The 23,504-nt window shown below is 64.9% G+C and carries 23 protein-coding genes; 15 read left to right on the top strand and 8 right to left on the bottom strand.

Annotated elements, in window-relative coordinates; all coding sequences use genetic code 11:
- Positions 1 to 13: 13 nt before the first annotated feature.
- From ACMGDH_RS15585 to ACMGDH_RS15570, 4 genes are read left to right on the top strand one after another with little or no spacing between them, the layout of a single operon-like run.
- Positions 14 to 1,201: an ABC transporter substrate-binding protein gene (locus ACMGDH_RS15585; RefSeq protein WP_436828887.1), complete on the top strand. Its 1,188-nt coding sequence runs from the start codon at positions 14 to 16 to the stop codon at positions 1,199 to 1,201.
- The gene (locus ACMGDH_RS15580) at positions 1,198 to 2,232 is read left to right on the top strand and encodes a FecCD family ABC transporter permease (RefSeq protein ID WP_436828886.1); all 1,035 of its coding nucleotides are present in this window, start codon (positions 1,198 to 1,200) and stop codon (positions 2,230 to 2,232) included. Before ACMGDH_RS15585 ends, ACMGDH_RS15580 begins: the two co-directional genes overlap by 4 nt.
- A complete protein-coding gene (locus tag ACMGDH_RS15575) occupies positions 2,232 to 3,017 on the top strand; it encodes an ABC transporter ATP-binding protein (protein WP_436828885.1) in 786 nt (261 codons plus the stop codon). Before ACMGDH_RS15580 ends, ACMGDH_RS15575 begins: the two co-directional genes overlap by 1 nt.
- A 52-nt stretch (positions 3,018 to 3,069) precedes the next feature.
- Positions 3,070 to 4,434: an alkaline phosphatase PhoX gene (locus ACMGDH_RS15570; protein WP_436828884.1), complete on the top strand. Its 1,365-nt coding sequence runs from the start codon at positions 3,070 to 3,072 to the stop codon at positions 4,432 to 4,434.
- A gap of 36 nt (positions 4,435 to 4,470) precedes the next feature.
- Here ACMGDH_RS15570 and sodC read toward each other — a convergent pair whose 3' ends face one another.
- Positions 4,471 to 5,004 carry a superoxide dismutase[Cu-Zn] gene (gene sodC / locus ACMGDH_RS15565; protein WP_436828883.1) on the bottom strand — a complete coding sequence of 178 codons (534 nt, stop codon included), beginning with the start codon at positions 5,002 to 5,004 and terminating at the stop codon, positions 4,471 to 4,473.
- 64 nt (positions 5,005 to 5,068) lie between these two features.
- Positions 5,069 to 6,367 carry a helix-turn-helix transcriptional regulator gene (locus ACMGDH_RS15560; protein WP_436828882.1) on the bottom strand — a complete coding sequence of 433 codons (1,299 nt, stop codon included), beginning with the start codon at positions 6,365 to 6,367 and terminating at the stop codon, positions 5,069 to 5,071.
- Between the two features lie 147 nt (positions 6,368 to 6,514).
- Between ACMGDH_RS15560 and ACMGDH_RS15555 the strand changes: the two genes are divergently transcribed.
- The gene (locus ACMGDH_RS15555; protein ID WP_436828881.1) at positions 6,515 to 7,291 is read left to right on the top strand and encodes a winged helix-turn-helix domain-containing protein; all 777 of its coding nucleotides are present in this window, start codon (positions 6,515 to 6,517) and stop codon (positions 7,289 to 7,291) included.
- 234 nt (positions 7,292 to 7,525) lie between these two features.
- Positions 7,526 to 8,140 (top strand): glutathione S-transferase family protein, encoded by a 615-nt coding sequence (locus ACMGDH_RS15550; RefSeq protein ID WP_436828880.1) that lies wholly within the window; start codon positions 7,526 to 7,528, stop codon positions 8,138 to 8,140.
- A 252-nt stretch (positions 8,141 to 8,392) separates the two neighbouring features.
- Here the strand turns inward: ACMGDH_RS15550 and ACMGDH_RS15545 are convergent, their stop codons facing one another.
- From ACMGDH_RS15545 to ACMGDH_RS15535, 3 genes are all read right to left on the bottom strand, one after another.
- Complete coding sequence (locus ACMGDH_RS15545; protein ID WP_436828879.1) at positions 8,393 to 8,878, bottom strand: Ros/MucR family transcriptional regulator; 486 nt, start codon at positions 8,876 to 8,878, stop codon at positions 8,393 to 8,395.
- Positions 8,879 to 9,106: 228 nt separating this feature from the next.
- Complete coding sequence (locus ACMGDH_RS15540; RefSeq protein WP_436828878.1) at positions 9,107 to 9,640, bottom strand: aromatic-ring hydroxylase C-terminal domain-containing protein; 534 nt, start codon at positions 9,638 to 9,640, stop codon at positions 9,107 to 9,109.
- A gap of 149 nt (positions 9,641 to 9,789) precedes the next feature.
- On the bottom strand, positions 9,790 to 10,359 hold the full coding sequence (locus ACMGDH_RS15535; protein ID WP_436828907.1) for a S1/P1 nuclease: 570 nt from the start codon (positions 10,357 to 10,359) through the stop codon (positions 9,790 to 9,792).
- Here ACMGDH_RS15535 and ACMGDH_RS15530 point away from each other — a divergent pair.
- Positions 10,348 to 10,737, top strand: coding sequence for a type 2 periplasmic-binding domain-containing protein (locus ACMGDH_RS15530; RefSeq protein WP_436828877.1), 390 nt, complete (start codon positions 10,348 to 10,350; stop codon positions 10,735 to 10,737). The two genes, ACMGDH_RS15535 and ACMGDH_RS15530, sit on opposite strands and share 12 nt — an antisense overlap.
- 382 nt (positions 10,738 to 11,119) lie before the next feature.
- Here ACMGDH_RS15530 and ACMGDH_RS15525 read toward each other — a convergent pair whose 3' ends face one another.
- Positions 11,120 to 11,983: a hypothetical protein gene (locus ACMGDH_RS15525; protein ID WP_436828876.1), complete on the bottom strand. Its 864-nt coding sequence runs from the start codon at positions 11,981 to 11,983 to the stop codon at positions 11,120 to 11,122.
- An 89-nt stretch (positions 11,984 to 12,072) separates the two neighbouring features.
- Positions 12,073 to 13,353: a S8 family serine peptidase gene (locus ACMGDH_RS15520; protein ID WP_436828875.1), complete on the bottom strand. Its 1,281-nt coding sequence runs from the start codon at positions 13,351 to 13,353 to the stop codon at positions 12,073 to 12,075.
- A gap of 115 nt (positions 13,354 to 13,468) precedes the next feature.
- On the opposite strand from ACMGDH_RS15520, the gene ACMGDH_RS15515 reads away from it, so the two are divergent.
- Genes ACMGDH_RS15515 through ACMGDH_RS15505 form a run of 3 tightly spaced genes read left to right on the top strand, consistent with a single transcriptional unit; the run spans position 13,469 to position 15,533 of the window.
- A complete protein-coding gene (locus ACMGDH_RS15515; RefSeq protein ID WP_436828906.1) occupies positions 13,469 to 13,939 on the top strand; it encodes an RNA polymerase sigma factor in 471 nt (156 codons plus the stop codon).
- Positions 13,936 to 14,664, top strand: coding sequence for a hypothetical protein (locus tag ACMGDH_RS15510; RefSeq protein WP_436828874.1), 729 nt, complete (start codon positions 13,936 to 13,938; stop codon positions 14,662 to 14,664). Before ACMGDH_RS15515 ends, ACMGDH_RS15510 begins: the two co-directional genes overlap by 4 nt.
- Before the next feature lie 59 nt (positions 14,665 to 14,723).
- Positions 14,724 to 15,533: a transporter gene (locus ACMGDH_RS15505; RefSeq protein ID WP_436828873.1), complete on the top strand. Its 810-nt coding sequence runs from the start codon at positions 14,724 to 14,726 to the stop codon at positions 15,531 to 15,533.
- A gap of 461 nt (positions 15,534 to 15,994) precedes the next feature.
- On the opposite strand, the gene ACMGDH_RS15500 is transcribed toward ACMGDH_RS15505, so the two are convergent.
- Positions 15,995 to 16,609 (bottom strand): hypothetical protein, encoded by a 615-nt coding sequence (locus ACMGDH_RS15500; protein WP_436828872.1) that lies wholly within the window; start codon positions 16,607 to 16,609, stop codon positions 15,995 to 15,997.
- Between the two features lie 244 nt (positions 16,610 to 16,853).
- Here ACMGDH_RS15500 and ACMGDH_RS15495 point away from each other — a divergent pair, with 244 nt between their 5' ends.
- The 5 genes from ACMGDH_RS15495 to ACMGDH_RS15475 all read left to right on the top strand — a co-directional run bounded on the left by ACMGDH_RS15495 (position 16,854) and on the right by ACMGDH_RS15475 (position 23,419).
- The gene (locus ACMGDH_RS15495) at positions 16,854 to 17,672 is read left to right on the top strand and encodes a hypothetical protein (RefSeq protein WP_436828871.1); all 819 of its coding nucleotides are present in this window, start codon (positions 16,854 to 16,856) and stop codon (positions 17,670 to 17,672) included.
- A gap of 74 nt (positions 17,673 to 17,746) precedes the next feature.
- Positions 17,747 to 18,196: a hypothetical protein gene (locus tag ACMGDH_RS15490; protein ID WP_436828870.1), complete on the top strand. Its 450-nt coding sequence runs from the start codon at positions 17,747 to 17,749 to the stop codon at positions 18,194 to 18,196.
- Between the two features lie 71 nt (positions 18,197 to 18,267).
- Positions 18,268 to 19,857: a tetratricopeptide repeat-containing sulfotransferase family protein gene (locus ACMGDH_RS15485; RefSeq protein ID WP_436828869.1), complete on the top strand. Its 1,590-nt coding sequence runs from the start codon at positions 18,268 to 18,270 to the stop codon at positions 19,855 to 19,857.
- A complete protein-coding gene (locus ACMGDH_RS15480) occupies positions 19,829 to 21,184 on the top strand; it encodes an HlyD family secretion protein (RefSeq protein WP_436828868.1) in 1,356 nt (451 codons plus the stop codon). Before ACMGDH_RS15485 ends, ACMGDH_RS15480 begins: the two co-directional genes overlap by 29 nt.
- 9 nt (positions 21,185 to 21,193) lie before the next feature.
- Positions 21,194 to 23,419 (top strand): peptidase domain-containing ABC transporter, encoded by a 2,226-nt coding sequence (locus ACMGDH_RS15475; protein WP_436828867.1) that lies wholly within the window; start codon positions 21,194 to 21,196, stop codon positions 23,417 to 23,419.
- Positions 23,420 to 23,504 lie beyond the last annotated feature (85 nt).

Here is a 23,504-nt window from a genome sequence, read left to right as displayed (position 1 = left end):
GCGAGTGAGGCGCATGCGCAGCCTCATCCTGTCCCTCGCTGCCGCGCTCGCGCTTGGCGGATGTGGGGGCGATGCGCCCAAGGCGCCTGCCGCCAGGCAAGCGATCTCCGGGCGCGAGATCCCGATGCGCTTCGCCAGGACCTTCCGGGTGGTCGAGCGCGACGGATATCGCGTGGTCGACCTCAAGGCGGTCGTGGTGAACTGGGGCGGCAATGCCGTGGGCGAGGAGCAATTCCAGCGCCTGGTGCTCGTCCCGCGTATCTCGCCTGCCCCCTCCCTGACCGGCGACCTCGCGGGTGCAACGCTGATCCGCACCCCGGTGATGCGGATCGCGAGCAACACCGGCTATCATGAGGCGATGACCCGGGTGCTCGGGATCAACAATCGGCTGGTCGCAGTCGGCGGCGTCAAATCCTGGGACGATGAGCTGCGCGGCCGCGTTCGCGCAGGACTGGTCAAGCAGATCGGCTATGGCTGGCATTCGCCGCCGGAGCTGGACGCGCTGATCGCCGCGAAGCCCGAAGTGCTGCTGATGTCGCTCGGCGACATGGCCAATGTCGGCGCAAAACCCCGGATCGAGGCGCTGGGCATTCCGGTCGTGCCGATCTTCCTCGACAATGAACCCGATTATATGGGCCGGGTCGATTATGTTCGATTGATCGGCATGCTCGCCGGACGAGAGGCGGAAGCCGACGCTTTCGTCGACAGGGTCGCGAAGAATGTCGATGCGCTGAAGAAGGCGGCGGCGGCGCAGCCCAGGCGCACGGTGATGTCGGCCTGGTTCTCCGGCGGCGATCGCTGGATGCCGACGATCAGGAACGCCGACGCGAGGCTGCTGCGCGACGCCAATGGCCGCAATCCCTTCGAAGGCCCCGACGATCCGCGCAAGGACAGCTTCAATCGCGTGAGCACCGAGGAACTGATCGCGCGCGGCCGCGGCGCCGATTGCTGGATCATGCGCGATTCGCATTCGCAGCCGTTCAAGGATGTCGCCACGCTGCGACGCTTCAAGGCCTATCGCGAAGGCTGCCTGTTCGCCGCCGACGGCATGACCAAGCCCCAGGCCGATGCCTTCGACCTCTACGAGACCGCGGTGATCCGCCCCGACCTGGTGCTGGGGGATGTGGTGCGGATGCTGCATCCGGCGCTGCGCGACCAACCGTTCCGCTACATTCGGCCCGACACGCAGGTGGCGCGATGACGACGGCCTTCCGCTGCACCACCGGCACCATCGCGCTGACGCTTGCGATCCTGGCCGCGGGACTCTTCGCGCTCGGCTTCGGCATGGTCGGTCTCGGTGCCGGCGACGTCGTCACCAGCCTGCTCGGCAGCGGCGATCCGATGCACGTGCAGATCGTGCGCGAGCTCCGCTTGCCGCGCGTGGCAACGGCGATCATCGCCGGCGGCGCCCTCGGCATCGGCGGCGTGTTGATGCAGGCGCTGTTCCGCAATCCCATGGCGGACGCCTGGTCGCTAGGCCTCACGGCGGGCGGCCAGCTCGGCGTCGCGCTGCTGGTGACCGCAGCCGCCTTTTCCGGCCCATCGGCCATCGCCTTTCTCAGAGCGTTCGAGGGGCTTTCGATCACCGCCGGAGCGATGGCCGGGATCGGCATATTCGCGCTCGCCATGGCAGCGCTTGCCCGTCGGGTCAGCACGGTGACGCTGCTGGTGGTCGGACTGATGCTGGGATTTACCGTGCAGGGGATCGTCAGCGTCGTCATACACTTCGCGAACCGCGTCGGCGGCCGCGTCTTCTCCGGCTGGAACGACGGCAATTTCGCAAGCGTCACACTGGCCGATCTGCCGATGCTGCTTGTCCCCGTGCTGGCCGGGATTGCGCTGGCGCTGTTCAATGCCAAGCCCCTCACGACGCTCCTGCTTGGCGAGACCTATGCCAAGAGCCTCGGCACCGATGTGACCTGGCTCAGGCGCCTCACGCTCGCCGCGGTGGTGCTGCTGGTGGCGCCGGTCACCGCCTATTGCGGGCCGGTGACGTTCATCGGCCTGATCGTTCCGCATTTCGCGCGGGCGATCGCCGGCACCGCCCGCATCCTGCCGCTCCTCCCGCTCGCGGCGCTCGCCGGCGCGCTGTTGGCGCTGACTGCCGATCTAGTCGTTCATGCGCCGTGGGAGCAGCACTTCCTCCATCTGAACGCCGTGCTCGCGCTGGTGGGCGCGCCGGTGGTGATCGCGCTCTTGGTCTTCTCCAAATCGATGCGGGGACAGCGCTGATGCTGAAGCTCGACAGGCTGTCGGTCGGCTATGGCGCGCCGCGCGGGCCGGTTCTTTCAGGTCTCGATATTGCGGTGCCGCCGGGTGCCTTTGTCTGCGTTCTGGGACGTAACGGCGCCGGCAAATCGACGCTCATGCGCACCATCTCCGGCTTGCAGGACGCGCTGGCAGGCGCCGCGCTGCTCGAGGGCGATGATATCGCGCGCATGCGGCCGCAGACGCGGGCACGCCGGATCGCAGTGGTGCTCACCGAGCGGCCCGGCAGCCCCGGCCTGACGGTTGACGATGTCGTGTCGCTCGGCCGCCAGCCCTTCACCGGATGGCAGGGACATCTGACCGCGGACGACAGCGAGCGTGTGAAACAGGCGCTCGACCTTGCCGGCGCTGCCGCTTTCTCGGGGAGGCTGTTCGACGATCTGTCCGACGGCGAGCGGCAACGTGTGATGATCGCCCGCGCCATCGCACAAGCGCCCAAATTGATGATCCTCGACGAGATCACCGCATTTCTCGACTTGCCCGGCCGGGTGGAAGTCATGACACTGCTGCGCCAATATTCGCGTTCCAGCGGCGCCGTCATCCTGCTTTCGAGCCACGATCTCGATCTCTCGCTCCAGCTTGCGGACAGCGTATGGCTGCTCGATGGACAAGGCGGACTTGCGGTAGGGACGCCGGATGCACTGATCGCCGGTGGTCATATCGGCCGCGCGTTCGATACCGACGCCGTGCGCTTTTCACCGGAACGCGCCCGGTTTGAACTGGTCGAGCCGCATGCGAGAGGTACGTAACGGTGATGACCCATTGATGGGGCAACCGGCTGCAGGCAACGGAGTATGAGCAATGTTGGACCGTAGGCAGTTTGCGCTGGGGCTCACCGGCACTGCGTTCGCCGGCCTGCTCGGTGCCTGCACCGCGATGCGCCACGGCGCGACCGGCCCGGCACCACGCGCCTATGGCGCGCTCGAGCCGGATCCTGCAGGTTTTCTCGATCTGCCCCGGGGCTTCAACTACCGGGTGATCTCCTCGTTCGGCGACCGGATGGACGATGGTTTTGTCGTCCCCGACCGAGCCGACGGCATGGGCTGCTTTGCGCTGGGCGGCAACCGTGTCGCGCTTGTTCGCAATCATGAACTGCAGGCGCGTCACTTCGACACAGGGCCGATCCGCCGCGTGGCGTCCGAGCAACTCGCCGCCTATGACCGCAACGCGCGCGGGGATGCGCTGCCCGGCGGCACGACGACGATCGTGTATGATCTTGCCGCCGGCAAAATCGAACGGCAGCATCTGAGCCTTGTCGGTACGATCCGCAATTGCGCAGGCGGCATGACGCCGTGGGGAAGCTGGCTCACCTGCGAGGAAGACGTGACCCGCGCCGGGAACGGCGTGGCGCGCGACCATGGCTGGGTGTTCGAGGTGCCGGCGGGCGTGCGCGGACTCGTCGAGCCGGTGCCGCTCACCGCGATGGGCCGCTTCAACCACGAAGCGGCCGCGGTCGATCCACGCACCGGCATCGTCTATCTGACCGAGGATCGCGACGACAGCCTGCTCTACCGCTTCCTGCCCGAGGAGAAGGGTGCGCTCGCACGCGGCGGGCGACTGCAGGCGCTGGCGCTTGTCGAGCCCGCCCTCATCGACAGCCGAAACTGGAACGGTGTTGCCTTGCCCCAGGGACAGTGGGCTGCAACGCGTTGGGTCGATCTCGACGCGGTCGAAAGCCCCGATGACGACCTGCGCCAGCGCGGCGCGGCCAAGGGCGCGCTGCTGTTCGCGCGCGGCGAGGGCATCCATTATGGCGATGGCGAGCTTTATTTCTGTTGCACGTCGGGCGGTGCGGCCAAGCTCGGACAGGTGATGCGCTACCGGCCGTCACGCTTCGAGGGACAGGCGCAGGAACGAAGCGAGCCGGGCCGGCTTCAGAACTTCGTCGAGTCGGCCGATCCTTCGCACCTCAACTTCGGTGACAATCTCACCGTTGCGCCCAACGGTCATCTGATTGTCTGCGAGGACCAGTATACCGACATGGTCGATAACCATCTGCGCGGCGTGACGCCCGATGGGCAGCTCTACCCGTTCGCCCGGCTGCGCGCGCAGACCGAGCTCGCCGGCGCCTGCTTCTCGCCCGACGGCTCGACCCTGTTCGTCAATGCCTACAGCCCCGGCAAAACGCTCGCGATCACCGGTCCCTGGTCGGCCTTCGGCGCCTGAAGCAGAGGCTGTGGCGACTGATCCACGCCTTCCGTTCTAGGGAACAACTGCGCAGGCAATCCTCTCGCCGGCACCCCCGATCGGCTGGGTCTTATAGTCGTCGGGATTGGCATGGATCACCAGCGCCGAGCCATCCGCATCCCTGAGTGCTGGCCTACCGCCCTGGCCATCAGCGGAAACCAAAGTCGAATAGAGCTCGACCGTCGCGCTGCCGTCCGCGCCGACATGGATGTTGGGCAGATCGCCGGCGTCGTTCGCGTCCTCGACGAGGAAGCCGTGCACGATCGGCTTTTGCGAATGGACATGGCCGCCCGCGCCCTTGAAGGCGGTATCGCCGCAATCCGCCTTCTCATGAAAATGCATGCCGTGCCAGCCGGGCGGCAGGCCTTTGGCTTCGATGCGGAGCAGCACCCCCTTGGGCGCGTCGGTAATCGCAATCATCCCCAATTCCCGGCCTGCACCGTCGTAAAGGACGCCGGAGCGGCGTTCGGCCGCATCCACCGCAGCCGCGATCACCATCGCTGCGGTTGCCGTGGTCAGTATCAGAAGGTCGGTCATCCTGATTGCCATCACTAGCTCCTTTCGTTTGGTTGGTCTCATTGGCTGGACTGCATTGCGCATCCCCCAGCGGCCTTCACATTTTCCGGCAGTCACGCCATTGACGTGGCGCGGCACCCATTCGTCGTTGGAAAGCGGCCGCGAACTTGCTCGCATTGGCATAGCCGACCGCCAGCGCCGCTCGTGTCACAGGCTCGCCCGCCTCGAGCAGAAGCGCCGCACGCTCCATCCGTCGTGCGGTAAGGTAGGCGAAGGGCGTGGAACCGGTCGCCTGCCTGAACGCGCGCGTGAAGGCGCTGGCCTCGTAATTGGCGGCGGCCGCCATCTGCGCAATCGAGAGATCACCGGCGAGCTGCGCCTCAATGAGTTCGAAGACGCGCCCCAGCCTTGCGCGGTCGAGCTTGTGCGGTCTTCCGCGCGCCCGCGCGCCGGCCAGCGCCGCGATCCTGCCGAGGATCAATTCGACGCCATGCTCGAAGAATAGCGTCGAGCAGCCATGCAGCTCCGCCGCATGGCGCAAGCGCTCAACCGCGCAGTGCGACTGTTCTGGAGCAAGACCTACGAAGGAACTTCGATTGCCGACCTGAGGTGATGCCAGCAGGTCTCCGACCAACCAAAGCGCCGCGGCCATGCACAGGCTGATCGAGGCGCCCTCCCAGCGAAGCCACTGTGTCGGATGCGTGAACGCTCCGGGCAGCCAGGCGAACAGAACGAAGCACAAATACATCAATGCACCAAGCCGCGTCGCCGGGACCGCAAATCGATTCGCGATCAGGCCAAGGCCTACTGCAGCATGCCCTACGCCCGTCGCGACCGCCCAGAACATCTGGCCGCCAGGCATCCACTCGGGTACCATATTCGCGGTCTGCACTCGGGCAACGAAATGCGCGAGACCGAAGATGAGCGAGCAGACGCCAAAGGTAATCCGGGCGATCGTCGCTCCGGCCGGTCCGCCCCCGCGCACCCGCTGCAGGATAACCCACGCACCCACGACAACCGCCAGCTGCTCCGCGAGCCCCATCACGGCATTCGTGTTGAAGGGAGGGCCGATCAGAAGCCTCAGATAACATGCCCCGTACATGGCGAATATCAGGAGCACGAGCATCGCCGCGCGGCTGACGGTGCGTGCCATCAGCAATCCTGATCCGCCCACCACCAGCAAGCCAGCAATGAGGTAAGCGAGCGGCTGTCGCAACGGCAGGTTCTCAGGCACAGGCTGCCAGAAGTCGTGAAAATCGCCCTGCAGGAAGCACGCGATTCCGTACAGAATGGTCGCCACTCCCAGGAACGCAGTACCCAGATCGGCGTCATCCAGCCGCCGCAGCATCGTTTGCACCTGCATCGAACCTTGTCCTTTTTCGCTCGCCAGCGCCAATCCGGGCGCGGCCTGGCGCTGGATGCGCGGGACACGCAGGGGAATGCGAATAAAGAAATGCTGAATTTGTTCTAATCGGCCTGATTGGGACCTTCGACCGGGTTTCCTGCCCCGGGGCTAAAGTGCGAGGGCAGGGCGCAAAAGGACATGCGAATCCAGATGACGAGCCACCGCATAGGAGATTGGTCGTTCGACCCGGAGGCCAACGAGTTGCGCCGCGGCGATGAACGCCGCCGGCTGGAGCATCGCGCCGCGCGGACGGTCGAACTCCTCTGCAGCCGCGCGGGCGAGGTGGTCACCCCGGACGACATACTGGCGCAGGTCTGGCAAGGCCGCGCGATCAGCGCGAACAGCGTGCCGGTGGTCATCAGCGATCTGCGTCAGGCACTGGAAGACGATGCCCGGCGGCCACGCTATATCGAGACGGTCGCCAAGCGCGGCTATCGCCTTATGGTCGAGCCACCGGCCGAAGCGCCGGTTGCGTCCGGCCCGAACCGGCTTCGCCCCATGATTGTCGTACTCGCTGCGCTGGCGCTCGTGATGGCAGCGGCGCTGGCCTGGGCTATATTCGGGCGTAGCGCAGACTCACCGGCGCTCGTCGTCAGGCCCGTCCAGAATGCCACCGGCAACCCCGCCTATCAGCCGCTCGTCAATGCCAGCAGCGCCATGCTGATGGCACAGGCGGAGCAGCTTGACGGTGTCCAGATTTTCCGCGGCGCCAGCTCTCGCAAGGATGCCATCAGGCTGGAGTCATGGCTTTTCATCTGGAATGGTCGCGTGACGCTCATGATGTCTGCTCAACAGGCCGACGGCTCAATATTATGGACAGGAATAACCACCGGCGGCGAGCGGCGCATTCCGAATGACATAGCGCGTCAGATGCACAGTCTCGGCGGACGGCTTCGACACAAAACGGCAAGATAAGGCTTTGGTGCCGGGACATGGCGGGGTGATGGAGCCGCCGCCAGTATGGGCGGAGGCGGCGGAATCCCGTTCTTGTCGATGCTTGGAGAAATTCCTGCATGTTCAGTTCCTGGTGACCGGGGTCCTGGGACCACAATCGAGCGCCCATGGACCCAATGAATTCCTCCATCTGCCGACGGCGAAGCGGCTGACCGGGGCACTCACTTATATCCTTCACCATCTCGGAGCGGCCCGATGAAGCTATTGTATCAAACGCATTCCCCGTTCGCGCGCAAAACGCTCGTTTTCGCGCACGAAGCCGGACTCGCGGATCGTATCGAGGTTGAACATCACGAAACCAGTCCTGTTCAGCCTAACCTGCTGGTATTCGCCGAAAACCCGCTGGGAAAAGTGCCGGTGCTGCTGCGAGAAGGCCTCCCGCCGATCTTCGATTCCAACGTCATCTGTGCCTATCTTGACGGCCTGCATTCGGGTCCGAAATTGATCCCGGCGGATGGGGAGGAGCGATGGCGTGCGCTTCGCCTCGAGGCGGCCGCGCACGGCATTGCCGAAGCCGGCATCGCCATTCGTTGGGAAAGCGTCCGGCGCCCGGCCGAGCTTCGCTATCCAAAGCTCCGGGAAGGCTATGCGCGCAAGCTGCTGACGGCCTATGCCTGGCTGGAGCAAGAGGTCCAACCAGGGGCGCCGGTGACAGTCGGCACCATTGCGCTCGCGACGGCCCTCGACTGGATCGAGTTTCGGGATTTGCCGTCGTTCCGCGGGCACTCGCGACTGTCCTCTTGGCTCGACGCCTTTGCCGAAAGGCCGTCCATGCGCGCCACGCCGTTATCGGGGGACACGCGCGACTAGGGGTGTTCGCTGTTGCGTTCTGATCCGCGCGCTGGCGGTTGAATTAGACGGGCTTTGGAGAACCATTTCTGACCGGGCTGCTCCACGGATATACGGTCTGACGATCCGGGGCACGACGCGTTCAGGGAGTCGGGCGCATGGCTGGAGCGGCTTCGCGGTTGCTCAACCTTGGCCGTCCCATTGCGCTGAGCAGAGCGCCAGAACCATGTCCGCGGCGCTGCCTGCCTCGCTAGGGGGGTGCAATGCGGCACTTCAGATCGATCGCCAGGGCGGGTGCGACCGGTAGGCGCCATTCATCAAGCAGCGCCTCGCGCGCTTCAGCCGCCCGCCGCGCCGGTCGGGCTTTCGGCGGAAGCCGGACGATAAAGCGCAACCACCTCCGCCGCGCGGCGAGCAACCTCGTCGCGCAGGGCCAAGGGCTCGATTACTTTGATTGGCGCGGTACTGTTCCGGCGTCATCTGAAAATGCGTTCTCAGGTAACGCTTCAACATTTTCAGCTTTTTGCCGTCTTCCAGGCAAATGATATAATCGGGTTTCACCGAAGCACGTATAGAGACCGCCGGCCGTAGCTTGACCGGTTCTTCCTGAGACGAGGTGTCGAGGGCGGACAAGGCGCTGTGGACCTGTCCGATGAGCGACGGCATGTCCGAAACCGGGACATTGTTGTTGGTGACATGTGCTGCAACGATGTCGACGGTGAGCGCTACGAGCATCTGCTTTGCATCCGTATCGGCCATGGGCCTTCCTTTGTGATTAAGCGGGATCCGTGCGCACGAACGCATTTATCAAGGTCTATCATCGATCTCCGTCCTTACTGGCGGCTGAACCAGGTTGCTCGTGCCCGAGACACGAGGTTGGAACCCCGGGGCAGTGCTTGCCCGCTCATATGTCGAACCCATCCTTCACAGCGAAACGGGGCCTGCGCTGCGCAGCACCTGTCGCCGATGCTTCTGACCGCTACCGGGTCAGCACAGATGGAGCGTGTGAGGTCCGCGTGCGACACTAAGGGCTGCGCCCTGCCGCCCCGAGCATTCGCGGAGGGAAGAACTCTCGCGAGATAAGCGCCCAGATCGGGGCGCTCCACGGAAGGTTGCGCCGACATAGCCGTCTGGCCGGATGAGAAGCGCATCGCCCTCGAGCATGCCGAGCTGATCTTCGGTGTCGCGCAGCTCGGCATCGATGCCGATCGTGACTATGCGAACGCCGTCATACGCCGCAGAGCCGGGCAGATAGGATGGCTTGGACACTAGCAAGGTCCAGTGCGGACCAGCGAAGAGGTCGAACAGGCGCCGGGGCTGACCGGCTGCACCGGTGAGGAGAGCGTCAGGCATCCTGTCGCCCGCGAGGGGCCCGGTCGCTCGGCCCGTCGCATTGTGCGACAAGGACGATCTCCGGTAGCCGATATCGAGCTGGTGCGTGTCGCGGCCGCGCCGCATGGCGCCCTGCTTTCCGTGGCCCGCAAGCAGGCGGGTCGAAAGCCCCAGCACCTCCTGCGCCACCGGTCGCCGCTCCTCCTCATAGGTGTCGAGGAGCGCATCCGGCGCACCGGCGAGGATGCCTTGTCGGCTCGTACGGCAAGCCGCGCAGGTCACTCCTTCATAATGCGCGCCAGCAAATCGCTCAGCCTGTATCCCGAAAGGGCCAGCCGTTATGTAACGGCCTGCTCGAGCTCGGTGCGATAGGCTGGAGGCGCAACCAGCGCAGCATCGGGCCTGGTGGCGCGGGGAGCGTCCGGGCGATAGGCGAGCGTCTGCGCGAGCGCAGCATAGCTTTCCTCGAGCCAGCTTCGCGCATCGTCGGCCTTCAGATATCTTTCGAACCTGGCCCGCGGATAGCTTGAAGCCAGAGCCTTCGCCCGAGCGAAAGCCGCCTCCGGTGCGCCGTTGCGGCTTACGGCGTCGTCCCACAGCCAGTGAAGCGATATCGGCTCGCTGCCTTCTGTCTCCCGCACGAACACCTTGCTGCCTGCCTGGTCGCCCTGCGGCCAGTCGGGTCCGAACCGCTCGGCAGCGTGCAGCGGCTGGTGGAGGTCGGCTGCGATGTGCAGGATCCAGGCCACGGCCGTGGCGCGCTCCGCCGGCACGGCGCGCGGATCGCCCGCCACCCGGATCGCCAGGGCCAGCGCTTCCAGGCCTGCGCCGCTCTCGCCTTGGGGCACAGGGAAGCCGCCCTCGGCGATTGGCTTGAGACGATAGTGCCAGGTCGGATGATCGTGCAGCGTGCCGCGCGCGTTGCCGGGCAGGATCGCCTATGGCACGATTTCCTGCGTGGGGCGGGCTTCGCGGGCGAGCTGCCGCCGATCGTGAGCTTCGAGACCAATCAGCTCGCTTATGAAGCGGCAGTTTCCGGGCTTGGCGTCACCTTGGCAACGCCCGTGCTCAGCGACCGTTGCCTGTCCGACGGCCGGCTGGTCGCCTGTTTGCCGATCCGCCGTGAAACCGGCTTCGGCTATGTCCTGCGTGCGGAAGCGTCGCGCGCTCGAAGCCGCTCGGCGGTGCGCGACTTCATCGCCTGGTTCAAGCCGGAGGTTGCGCGCTCGGTGGTGCAATTCGACGGCTGGCACGCCGCGATCGACTGTCGGATTGGTGAAACTTGAGAGATCGGGGCCTGCGGAAACTGGCAGCCTCGACCTGCCGCTTGCGCCACGTGCCATGCAACGTCTGAGGTCGTCCGCCAGGACTTCAGCAGGTCAACCAATCGACCTCAAACCGCCCTGTTTGTCGACCGAGCGCTCGCGAAATCGGGAAGCGCTGCTCCTGCCTGCGGCTCAACACCCGTTTCTTTCGTTCAACGAAGCTGGTGTGGCACCCGAGAAGCCGTCGTTGGCTCAACTGATACCCACCCATGGGAAGCGCAAAAAGATCACGAAATCGGTGACCATTCGACCTGCTGTCGTTCAAAATGTCGGGCAACTGAAAAGGAGGCTCCTGGTCGAGTGCCTTCCCAAAGGAAAGCACTCGAACCAACGGCGGCCCGGATCAGCCGCCCGGCTGATCCTCGGCGATCTCCCTGATCTCACCCTTTGACGCTGCAGAGACCAGCACATCGCCGGACCCGCTGAAGTTGGCTGCAGGGACAGTCGCGGTCCGCCTGCCGATCTCCATCCGCACTGCCTGCACGCGGCCGCGCGCGTCGGTGACGACGTTGCGAACGGTTCCGATCGTACGGCCCTTCAGGTCGGTCACGTTCATGCCGGGCGCGACGGCGAAGCTGCCGAGCGCATTGGCTGCGGCGGTGCCGTCCAGCGCCAGAACGCCATTGCCGATCGCGCCGTCCGCGGTTCCGCCTGCTGAGCCGCCACCGCTTGCGGAGCCTGTGGCGCCGCCGAGACCGCCGACGGCGCTCGTCGCAGAATCGCGGGTGCCTGCCGCCAGCTCGCGCGTCCGACCCGCCGCGCCGCGTACGGTATTCGCCGCGCTTCCGGCCACGCTGCGCACATCGTCGGTGCCGATCAGATCCGCGGTCGCGCTGCCGGAAGCGGAGCCGGACGCGGTGCCATTGCCATCCAGCCCTGTCGCGCCGGGCGTCCCGTCGAGCATAGTGCTCACGTCCGTTGCCGCCGAGCCGTCTGCGCCGACGCGGCCGCTGCGGCGATCGACATGCGAGCCGGCTCGGGCGCTTCCGTCCGTGCGCGTCGTCGTGGTCGCGGGCTCGCGGACGCGTTCGAGCGCGCTGCCCAGTGTCCCGGCGCCGCTACCGCCGATCGTGCCGCCAAGGCCGTCGAGCGAACCACCGCCGCCGAGCGCGCCACCCAAGCCGCCGTTTCCGCCGAGAATCTGTGCCGAAGCTGGCGCCGCGGAAAAGGCGAGTACGGCCGCCGTGGCGAGAAACAAGGTTTTCATCGGGCTTTCCTTTCGCATTGTGGGGCGCGCACGATCGGCGCGCTCCCATCGAGAACGGATGCCCCGGGCGGCTTAATCCTGGTGCGCGATCAATTTTTTAGGGTCCGGCAGTCGCCGCAGACAAGACCGCGGCCATAGACGGGATCGCTCCCTCGCTTGCCGAGGTCGTGCGCTTCCCGATCGAGCGCGCGCAGCGCGCCGGCGATCGCGGCGGCGTCGGGCGTGCCATAAACGCGTGCGAGCCGGGCAGCGACGAAGGGCACTGCGAAGGACGTCCCCCGCACGGTCACGGTGCGCCCGCCGAGGCCCGCGGCGAGCATGTCTGCACCGGGCGCGGCATAATCGAGATGGCGCGCGCGGCCGGCCTCGATGAGCGCCCGGTTTCGTGCATCGACGCCGGTCACGGCGAGCGCTTCGGGGTAGGAGGCAGGGTAGGCGGGCGACGCGGCCGGACCGTCGTTGCCGACCGCGGCCACGATCACCGTGCCTCGCGCTCGTGCCGCCGCGACCACGCGCGCGAGCAAGGAATTGGGAGGGCCGACGAGGCTCACCGCGACCACGGGCACGCGTTGCCGCACCATCCACCCGATCGCACGCGCGATCGAAGTCGCGCTGCCCCCCGCCGGGTCTCGGCCATAGACATCGGCGACGAGCAGCCGCGCTTGCGGCGCAGCGCCGCGGACCGTCGGCGCGCCCTGGATCAGCGAGGCAAGCGCTGTCGCGTGCGCATTGGGGGCGGGTCCGCCTGGCGCAAATGCTTGCTGCACCATCGGTCCCCCGATCGCCTGCTCGTCGACGCCGCCGTCGATGATGCCGATCGACGCGGTCGCCGCCGCCGTAGAAGGCCGCGCGCGGGTGGGGCCCGCGACCGGCGCGACGCCGCCGCTCGCAAAGTGCAGCGGATCGGTCGAGACGCCGCGGTCTTGGGCGATCGTGCGCATGCGCTTCAGCGCGGCGTGCAGCGACACGCCGGTCGGCACCCTAAGGCGTGCATAGCCGATCGCCAGGTCCTCGATCATCTGCTGTTCGATCAGGGTGAAGCCTGCAGCCTGCGCCCGCGCGAGTAGCGCCGCATCTGGGTCCTCGACCAGGATTTCCCCTGCGCGAACTGGGTTGCCGTCGCTATCCAGCTCAACGGCATCCGGATGCAGCCTGGCAATATTCTGGAGCCGGTCGAGCCGGTCGCGCGCGAGCGTCCGGGCGGTACGCTCGAGCTGCTGCACGAGCGGATTCTGCGTGACGGAGCTGCCGAGGTCGCGCACCAGCCCGCCGACCGGCGGCGGCAAGGAGGGAACCCTGACGATCTGGGCGCCTGCCGCGGACGGCGCCATCAGCAGCGCGACGACAAGCATCCATGAGCGTCGGTTCATCGGTTCCAGTTTAGCGCGAGCGAAGATTCGTGTCATGCAGGGATGAAACGGGGCGCCCCGCTCGTTTCATCCGGCAAAGGCGAGGAAATTCGCGAGAGTGACGTTCGAGGACGAGATGGTGGCGCTTCTGCCGCGGCTGCGGCGGTTTGCGCATGCGCTCGCCCGGTCACCGGCGGATGCCGACGATTTGTGCCAGGCGGCAGTCGAGCGCGCGATCAAGGCACGCGCATCGTGGCAGCCCGGAACGCGACTGGACAGCTGGATGTATCGCATCATGCGCAACCAATGGATCGACACCGCCCGAGCCGCCAACCGGCGCGGAGAGACCTTCGCGCCGGCTGAGCAGGGCGAAGCCGTAGGCGACGGCGGCGATCGGGCGATCGAGGCGAGTGTCGAGCTCGGTCATGTCATGCGCGCGATGGATGCGCTTCCCGAGGAGCAGCGCGAGGTGATCGCGCTCGTCCTGATCGAGGGATTCGCCTACAAGGAAGCCGCCGAGATGCTGGAGATACCCATGGGAACGCTGACCTCGCGCCTCGTGCGGGGACGCGCGGCGCTGATGGCGCAGCTGGGGGAAGCGGCATGAGCATCGATCCCGAAACGCTCGCGGCCTATATCGACGGCGAGCTCGACCCCATTGCAGCCAAGCGGGTCGAGCGCGCTGCCGAAGCGGACGCGACGCTCGCCGAGGAGATCGTGCGGCAGCGCCGGCTGCGAGAGCGGCTGCGCTCCGCTTTCGCGCCCATCGCGAACACGCCGCCGCCCGGCCCGCTGGTGGTGGTGCTTCGGGAGTCGGGAGGAGTGCGCGACATCGCCGAGGCGCGCGAAAAGCGCGGGGCCCGTGCCTTGCCGTGGTGGTTGCCGGCAGGCGGCGCCGTCGCCGCCGCGCTCCTGCTGGGGTTGGTGCTCGGTCGCGGGCTGCCGCATGCCGAAGGTCCGTTCGCGCTGCAGGGCGGATCGTTGGTGGCGCGCGGCGAGACGGCGAGAGCGCTCGATGCGCAACTCGCCTCCGCGCAGCCACAGGGAGGATCCGTCCGCATCCTGGTGACCTTCCAGCGTCCGGATGGCAGCTATTGCCGCGCTTTCGAGACCGGAAGCCAGGCGGCGATCGCCTGCCGCAGCGCGCAGGAATGGCGGGTGCAATCGCTTCGGGCAGTCGATGGGCGCGCGACCACCGAGTACCGCCAGGCCGGGTCGGCCAGTGCCGCGCTGATGGCCGAAGCCCAGGAGATGATGTCCGGAGAACCTCTGGACGATGCCGGGGAGCGCGCGGCGATCGCGTCGCGCTGGTCTTCGCCCACGATGCGGTGAAACTCCGCGCCCGGGATTAAACCGGCGGCGGCTCTCGTTCTCGTGCGGAAGCATCGAGAATGGAGAATGCCATGCACGCCTTTACGGCCGCCGCCGCCCTGCCGCTCCTTGCGTCTCCGGCCCTGGCGCAGCAAGCTCCCGAGCCGGTATCGCGCGCGCCGCGCGCCAACGGTGAGCTGACTGCGGGCATCCAGTACCAGACGGGCGAATATGGAACCGGAGAACGCGTCGAAACCACCTCGGCGGTAGCTGGAGGGCGCGTGGTTGCCGGTCGCGTGATCCTGTCCGCCTCGCTGCCCTACATGCGCATCGATGCGCCGGGTAATGTGGTGCCGGGCGGGGGAATCCTTGGCCTGCCGATCATCGTCGACCCGAGCCGCCCCGCCACTCGCGTCCGCCGCCAAGGGCTGGGCGACGTGCGGCTGGGCGCCGCATGGGTGCTCCCCCTCAAGGGGCTAGACCTCGCCGTCTATGGACAGGTGAAGCTCCCCACGGCCCGCAGCGGGCTCGGCACCGGAAAGACCGACTATGCCGTGGGTGCTGAGGCATCCAGGAGACTCGGTCACGTCGCGCCGTTCGCCAACGTCACCTACACGATGCCGAGCCGCCCTGAAGGCTATCGTCTGCGCGACACATGGGCAGGCCAGGCCGGGCTGAATGCCGCGCTGGGCGCGCGTTTGTCCGGACAAATCGCCTATGGTTATGCGCAAAGCCCAAGCGCATCGATCGCCGATGAGCAACAGCTGTCGGCGCGCTTGAGTGCGGACGTCTCTTCCAAGCTGTCGCTGTCGCTGCACGGCGGAGCGGGCTTGTCGGAAAGCGCTCCTGAAGCGGCTGCGGCCGTGCAGCTTGGTTTGCGCCTGTTCTGACCTGGCCGGGCAACTCGCCTCCCGATGCTTTCTGAGAGATTTGGGACATGAGCGGGCTGGCGCGCCAAAACGAAAATATCGCCTGAGCGCTGCTCGATCGAGGGGCCCTTGATGCCAGCACTTTTCGCACCCGGCTGCGGTCGAACTCGGCCGGATGATATCAGATCATGGCGGTCAAGCGTGATTTTCGATCGGGTAAAGCCCCGACGCAAGGCCCGTGACCAGTCACGGACGGGGACGTGCCGCTGCAGCCGGAGCCAATCTCATACAAGTCAGTGCGAAGTCTGTTTAAGGACCCACGGCTCAATAATGCCCTCGGGCTGCTCCGCCGACCGGCTACAATGCGGAGAGGGACGATCGGTTATCCGATCGGATCGCGCGTGATCCAGCTTCGTGATCGGCGCTGGTAGGATTCACCATGATATCGCCGGACGCTGGCGAGATAAGGAAAAAATACGGCGTTAGTTGTGCTCCAATTGCAGTCCGAACTCCCGAACAAGCCATTCATAATAACGCGGCATGCGCAGGAGCACGTTGCGCCGCGTACGGGGGGGGCGCATCACCTGGCCGTGCAGGACGGCACTTGCGGTCATCGCGAAGAACTCTCCGCCACCTGACATGACATAGCTGTTTACGGGCCAATATTTCTGCTCTGCAGCGCGAGTATAGGCGGCCTCCACCGTTCCGTTATTCATACTTCCTGGAAGGCGACGTGCGTGATAAAGATGCAGTAACTCATGCAGGAGGACAGGCCCTTGCCACTGCCGATCCGGTACCCGCAGGATCACGCCTTCCGGGCCACTGGCACCATGCTGGCGGATGGTTCGAGACAGGCGGATTGGCTGCGATCTGAAGAATTCAGCGATTTCAGGCTTAATCTTGAGCCGCGACACCATATGGACTTGATCCGTGACCATCTGGATCTGCGCCGGAGTAAGGCCCTCCGCGCCAGTAAGATGGAAGCCGTCGATCTGCAATGTTCCGGAGGCTTGTAGGAAGGAAACGCGCGCGGCGGCGGCTCCGATCACGCAACCCGCCACCACGATGACCACGATGCCGGTAATCGTTCGTCGCATGATTCTTCCGCCTGTGCCGTACACTCCTCGACCCCCGGGGAAGCCTCTTGTCAAGCGGCATCTATAGAATATTTCGATATTGCTCGAGGATCTACGCCCTTGCTCGATGCCGTTCAACTTTACCCCAATCTCAGCCGGAAACGGGACAATACTTTGACTTGACGTCTTTGACGCGCCGCAGGATCATTGCGTTTGTTCGTGAGTCGCTGTCGTTTAATGTCACAATTCCGCAACGGGAGGAATTATGAGACTACTTCAGCCTGAGGAGTTCGAACTGATCGCCGGGGGATCCTGGACCGATCATGGCGGCTACGGCGGTTATGGCGGCTACGGTGGTTATGGCGGCTACGGTGGTTATGGCGGCTACGGTGGTTATGGCGGCTACGGTGGTTATGGCGGCTACGGCGGTTATGGCGGCTACGGCGGTTATGGCGGCTACGGCGGTTATGGCGGCTACGGCGGCTACGGCGGTTATGGCGGCTACGGCGGTGGCGGCTATGGCGGCTATGGCGGTTACTATGGAGCAGGCTCCTACGCTTACTACGGCTACGACTATTATTCGTATTATGGCTATGACGCGTACGGCTTCTACGGGGGCGGTCAGGAACTGGATGCTCCTGCAGGTGTCCCGTACAGCGAGGATGCCGTGGATCAATTGGCGCGCGAGATTCGTGACGAGATCGTCGGCAAGTCAGATGACCATCGTCGCGAATATGGCGCGATAATCTATCGGGATTCGAGCGGTAATCTCCATCGCACCGACCTTGTCCGCGGCGAAAATGGTCAAGCTCGACTACCGGCTCCTCCTGCTGGTACCACGATCGTTGGCGTGGTGCATAACCACCCTGACGCCGGTTTCAGTGACACGGAAGATCGCCTGAACCGCGCGCCCTCCTGGAACGGCAATGACCCGAGCGACTGGCGTACGGCGGACAATTTGGTGAGCAATGGACGCGCCGATGCCGACGATCTGAGCCTGTACATCATCGATTATCGATCGGTTATGCGTGAATACGAATACTCGGACGGACGCACTACGACACCGACTGATCCAATGCGCTAATGCAGCCGTCGGGAGCCGTCATGAACAGCAGGAGAGATGAAGTGGCAAATCCAAAATATTGCTTGGGAAGTGCCATGGGAGCCAGCACGCCGCGGTGGTTCCGCCCGTTGGCTTTCGTGCTGTTCGTGGCGGGCTCGGTTGCCCCGGCCTTTGCTTCGCAAGAGGGCGAACTACCGGTCAGCGCGAGCCTGCAGGCCGGGTTCAACTGCGCGCGCGGTTCCGTTCAACTGGCCGTGCAGCATCAAGGAGAGAGCGTGCGACTGTCGAGCCTCAGCCTCGACGGCAAGCCCGCTAGCCAGGCGGCGTCGGATGGCGTCAAAAAGGCAATGAAGGGGTTCACGCGGGTGACCGGAATGAGCGCGAGGTGCGGCCGGGAAACGCCGAGCATCGTTCTGCTTCTCGAAGGTCATGCGTCAACACAAGCCGCTCGAGCCGCCAATGGTCTAGACGATGATGATGTCGGCATGCGTCTCATCTTCCAAGGCGGAGCCCTCAGGTCCGCGGACGCTTTCCCGCTCGACTGACTGCCGGAAGCGCCATCGCCATGAGTTCTAAGCCAGATGAAGACCAAGTCGTACCGGCGCAGGAGCCGGTAATGTGGAGGCGTCGGCGTGGCGGCCCCGCCCAGATTGTCTCGGAGGTGCGAAGCAAAAAGGAACTGATCGGGGCGGCCGAAGCTGCGTATCACCACCGAAATCTGGATCGAGCATGGGCCCTTGCGGAGCGCGCCGCCTCAATGGCGGACGACCCCTCCGACCATCCGCGTCTGCTCGCGTTGCGGGCGCGGCTCGCGCGGCACGAGGGGCAGGCCCTCGAGGCGTCTGCGCTCGTGGCTGCACTGGCGGAATGCGCGAGAACGGATGTTCGTGCTGCCTTTTCGTTGGCCGAGCTCGCCAACGAGCAGAACGCGAACGTCGAAGCGCTCGGGTGGCTTGAGAATGCGCTCAAGCTCAATCCAAGCCATGAGCCGAGCTTGCTTATGGCCACCCGCATCCTGCGCCAGCTCGATAAGCAGGAACGTGCCTACAAATTGTTGGAGCAGGCTTGTGCCGCCGACGCGCACTCGTTTCCGCCCCGCCTCGTGCTAGCTGAGATGCTACAGGAAGACGGCCGATTTGACGAAGCGGCGACGATGTATCGAGGGGTGCTGGCGGTCAGTCCCAGTCATCCCGCCGCACTTGCGGGCCTCTTCGCCACCCGCCGGGCCGATGATGAGGAAGACCTCCTCGCGCGCGCCCAGTTGGTCGCGGAGTCAGTTGACATCCCACCGGGACCGCGTGCCACGCTCAACTACGCCCTGGCAAAGACCTTCGACCGGAGGCGCAACTATGAGCAGGCCTTCATCCACGCTGAGGCGGCTAACGCGCTTATCCGCCGGAACCGGCCCCATGATGCCGGCGAGGACGAAAGGCGCTTGGCCTGCCTGATGGCGAATTTGCGGAAATTCGCGGATGTAGAACTCAGCCTTGAGGAAACCGCCGGCGCGCGGCCTTTGTTCATCGTCGGCATGCCGCGCTCGGGCACGACTTTGGTCGAGCAGATCCTCTCAGGCCATTCTGAGGTGACTGGCCTTGGCGAGCTTCCCTTCTGGCCGGCTGTGGCGGGGAGGTGGAAGCTGTCCGAAGACGGCTTTGACATGCCTGAAGTGGACCGCGCCAACGTGGCCGCGCAGCGTTATCGTGACTTGCTCGCTGCGCGGGGCGCCACCGAAGGCTGGGTCATCGACAAGCTTCCCGACAATTACCGGTTCGTCAGCCTGATCGCTTCTTTGCTCCCGGACGCACGTTTCATTCACTGCGTCCGCGACCCCCGCGACAATCTCGTGTCGATCTTCTTCGAACACTTCGCGCCTCATCAAACCTACACCACTGGCATCGACAGCATTGTCGCGCGCCGCCTAAACCATGACCGCATCACGGCAGAATGGCGCACTCTGTACTCCGACAAGTTTTTGACGCTCGAGTATGAGGCACTCGCCAGGGAAGGCGAGCCCGTGGTACGTCGCGTCGTCGAGTGGCTCGGCTTGTCTTGGGAGGATGCTCTGATGGACTATCAAGGGCGCGTCCGAAGCGTCCGCACACCCTCTCGCCATCAAGTCCGCGAGCCGCTCTACGACAGCTCGATCAGGCGCTGGAAGAACTACGAGCCGTGGATGCATGAAGCATTCGATGCGCTCCAATCTTGATCCGACCTGGCCAGAAGCCGTCATGCGGGATGAGCAGCAGCAAGGCGAGATCGCGCTCCCGCTTTTCCGTCCCGAAGCGATCCGGACCCCTCAGCCAGCCTATGGGCACGCCGCGCCGCTGACGCCGCCATCATGGCGCTGGATCACCTTGGGGCTGGCGATCGTGGTCATCGCGTTCATCGCGATTCTCATGTCCGCGAGCTTTGCGCGAAAGGAGACAGTCTCGGGGCGGCTGCGGCCGGCCGAAGGCGAGTTCCGGGTCATGCCGAACCGAAGCGGCACCGTCAGGAATCTATTCGTCAAAGAGGGGGCAATCGTCCACCGCGGACAACCGCTCTTCAGTATCTCCACGGAAACGATGCTGGGCAGCGGAGCGACCACTAATGCCCGACTGATGAGCGCGATTGAACTGGAGCGTGCGGCGCTTAGCGAGCGGACCCTCAATTCGAAACAGGCCGCCGAACTGAAGGTGAAGGAAAGCAGCCTCACCGAGCAGAGCCTGCGCGCCAAGGCCACGGCCCTTGGTGAACAGCGCGAAAAGGTTGAACGTCGGCTGAGGCTAGCGACGGAGTATCTCGCGGCGATTCAGCAGCTGAGCGCGAAGGGCTTCGCTCGCTTGGGAGAACTGAAGGCGAGGGAGGATGCCAAGCTCACGATCGAGCAAAGCCTAATGCAGATCGATGCGGATCGCGCCGAGTTGCTCAGTAAAGCCGATCAAGCTGCCGCTGCGGCGAAGCGCGCTTTGTGGGAAGCCCGCTCCGAGCAGAATGCGCTCCAGGAAGCTGTGAGCGCACTTTCGCAGCGGCAGGTAGAGGCTGAGCTTCAGGACAGCGTCGTCATCCGCGCTGCGCGTTCCGGGCGCATAACGGCGATCCGGGCCACTGCGGGCAAGGCCGTAGAGGCCAACCGACCGGCCATGACCATTCTCGCCTCGGCTGAGGGGCCGGGTCACGAGGGGCGAGGCGCGGACTTGGTCGCGGACCTCTATGTGCCACCCCGTGCAATCGGCTTTATCGAGCCGGGCCAGCCGGTCCGGATCATGCTAGATGCATTTCCATACCAGCAGTTTGGGACGGTCGCGGGGCGTGTCGCAGCGGTGCCGGAGGCGGCGCTCGCGCCCGAGGAATTGGATGCCATCGAAGGGAATAGTCAAGACGCGGTTTATCTCGTGACCATCGTGATCCCGGCCGATTCCATTGCGGCCTATGGCAAGCGTCATGATCTGCGCGCCGGCATGACGCTGATGGCCGACATCATCCTGGAGGAGCGCACCCTCTTCGAATGGATATTCGGACCCTTGCTGGCGGGTGGCCGGCGGCTTCTCTAAGGTACGAGAATGGCGAGTTTCGGTGAGGTTTGGCGGCTTCCGCGGAGCCAGGCACTGCCTCTGATCCTTCAGGTCGAACCTGCGGAGTGCGGCCTTGCATGCGTTTGCATGGTCGCCGGCTTCCATGGGCATGAAACCAGTCTCGCCGCCGCGCGGGTGAGCAATGCCACCACATTGCGTGGCTCGACCTTGCAGGATTTGGTGGACATCGCAGCCTCTTACCGGCTGGGCGCCCGCGCCATTCGTTGCGAAGCCGATGAACTCCACCAGCTCCAGATGCCCGCCATCCTTCACTGGGAGATGAAGCATTTCGTCGTTTTGAAGGAAGTGACCCCAAAGGGCATCATCATCCACGATCCTGCCAATGGAGCGCGGCTCGCCGACCGTAGCGAGGTCAGTCGGAGCTTCACCGGCGTGGCTCTGGAACTCACACCAACGGGCGAATTCGCCCCAGCACGCGACACCAAACGCCTTCGCCTTGGCAGCCTCGTACGGCTCGATCAAGGCGTCAAGTCCGCGTTCGGTCAGGCGGCAATCCTGTCGGCAACGATCGAATTCTTCGTCATTGCGACGCCCTTTTTCATGCAACTCGTGATCGATGAGGTCATCCTTAAAGGCGATCTAGGCCTGCTCACGATCCTAGGCCTCGCCTTCCTGCTGATCACAATGTTTCGGGCGATTGCCACCCTAATCCGGAGTCTTACCTTTCAATATATTTCGAATGCGCTGGCCTACGACATGCGCGCGCGCCTCTTCCGGCGCCTGGTGCGGCTTCCCGCCGCCTTCCTGCAGCGTCGGAACGTTGGCGATGTCCAGCAGCGTTTCGCCGCCCTTGATCCGATAAAACAGTTCCTTGGGGGCGGTGCGCTGCTCGCGATGTTTGACGGACTGTTCTCAATCGTCGTCGGTATCCTCATGATGGTCTATGCGACCGATCTGGCGCTGATCGTGTTCGGAGCGACTGTCCTCTACACAATGATCCGCCTCCTGGCGGTTCGCATCTCCCGACGGCGCGCGGGAGATGCGATGCGCGCCAAGGCGCGCGAACAGTCGAAGTTCCTTGAGACGCTGCGCGCGTTCGGAACGATCAAGAGCTTGGGGATCGAGCCACGCCGCGAGATGCTCTACCGTAACGTCGCTGGAGAAACGCTGAGCGCCGAAGCACGGCTTGGAAACATCACTTTCGGGATGCAGGCTCTGAATCAAGCCATCTTCGGCGGCGTGGGCGTCCTCGTCGTATTGATAGCCGCGCCGCAGGTCATGAGCGGGGAAATGACCGTCGGTGTGCTCACCGCATTCATCGCCTACATGACGTTGTTCACACAACGTATCGGGACTCTTATCGAACAGATCGTGGCGTATCGTCTGCTCGATGTGCAGCTCGACTTCGTCAGTGACATTGCCCTGGCCGACGAGGAAGAAGGCCTGGACGATAGCCCGCCTGTTGCCGAGCTCAGGGGAGCGGTCACTCTGCGCAATGCCCGCTTCCGCTATGCGCGACGCGATCGTGAGATCCTGGCCGGAGCCTCACTTGCGATCGAGCCGGGGGAGTTCGTCGCGATCGCGGGCGCGTCGGGCGCGGGCAAGTCGACGGTCCTCAGAATTCTGGCCGGACTCCAGGAGCTCAACTCCGGTGAGGTACGCATCGACGACATTCCGCTGCACAAGTGGGGAAAACGGGCGTTGAGGCGTCAGATCGGTGTCGTCATGCAGGACGATCAACTGCTCACCGGCTCCATCGCGGAAAATATCGCGCTGTTCGACGCCGAGTACCGCTACGAAGACCTGCTGCGTGCGGCGCAGCTGGCTTGCGTGGACGAGGATATACTTGGACTGCCGATGGGCTTTCACAGCCTTGTGGGCGATCTCGGGAGCACCTTGTCCGGCGGACAGAAGCAACGCATCATGCTGGCGCGCGCACTCTACAACAAGCCGCGGATCCTTATTCTCGATGAGGGCACCAGCCACGTCGACGTGGCGACCGAACGGCGCATCAACACCATGCTCCGGGACTTATCGATCACGCGCATCGTGGCGGCGCACCGGCCTGAGACACTGGCCGCGGCTGATCGAATCCTTCTGATCGCCAAAGGCCAGCTTCGCCCGCAGAGCGCGATCATGAATGCCGGCGAGCTCGGCGCTCGCTCTGGGGCGGGGCAGGTGGCGGCGGGATCAAGCATAATTTCCACACCGCGCGGTTGGCGCAAGCGAGACGCTCCGGGGCGCGCGAGTTGAGGTCCACGCATCCTCGCGTCGGACTGCGGCTCAAACGCCGCCCCCTCGATCCGCCCGATTTGGGTAGCCTCTCGGCCGCTCTTCG

The sequence above is a fragment of the Sphingomonas radicis genome, assembly GCF_051400635.1.
Taxonomy (GTDB): Bacteria; Pseudomonadota; Alphaproteobacteria; order Sphingomonadales; family Sphingomonadaceae; genus Sphingomonas.
Note: the sequence above shows the minus strand (reverse complement) of the source record. Positions and strands in the feature narration are given on the sequence as shown.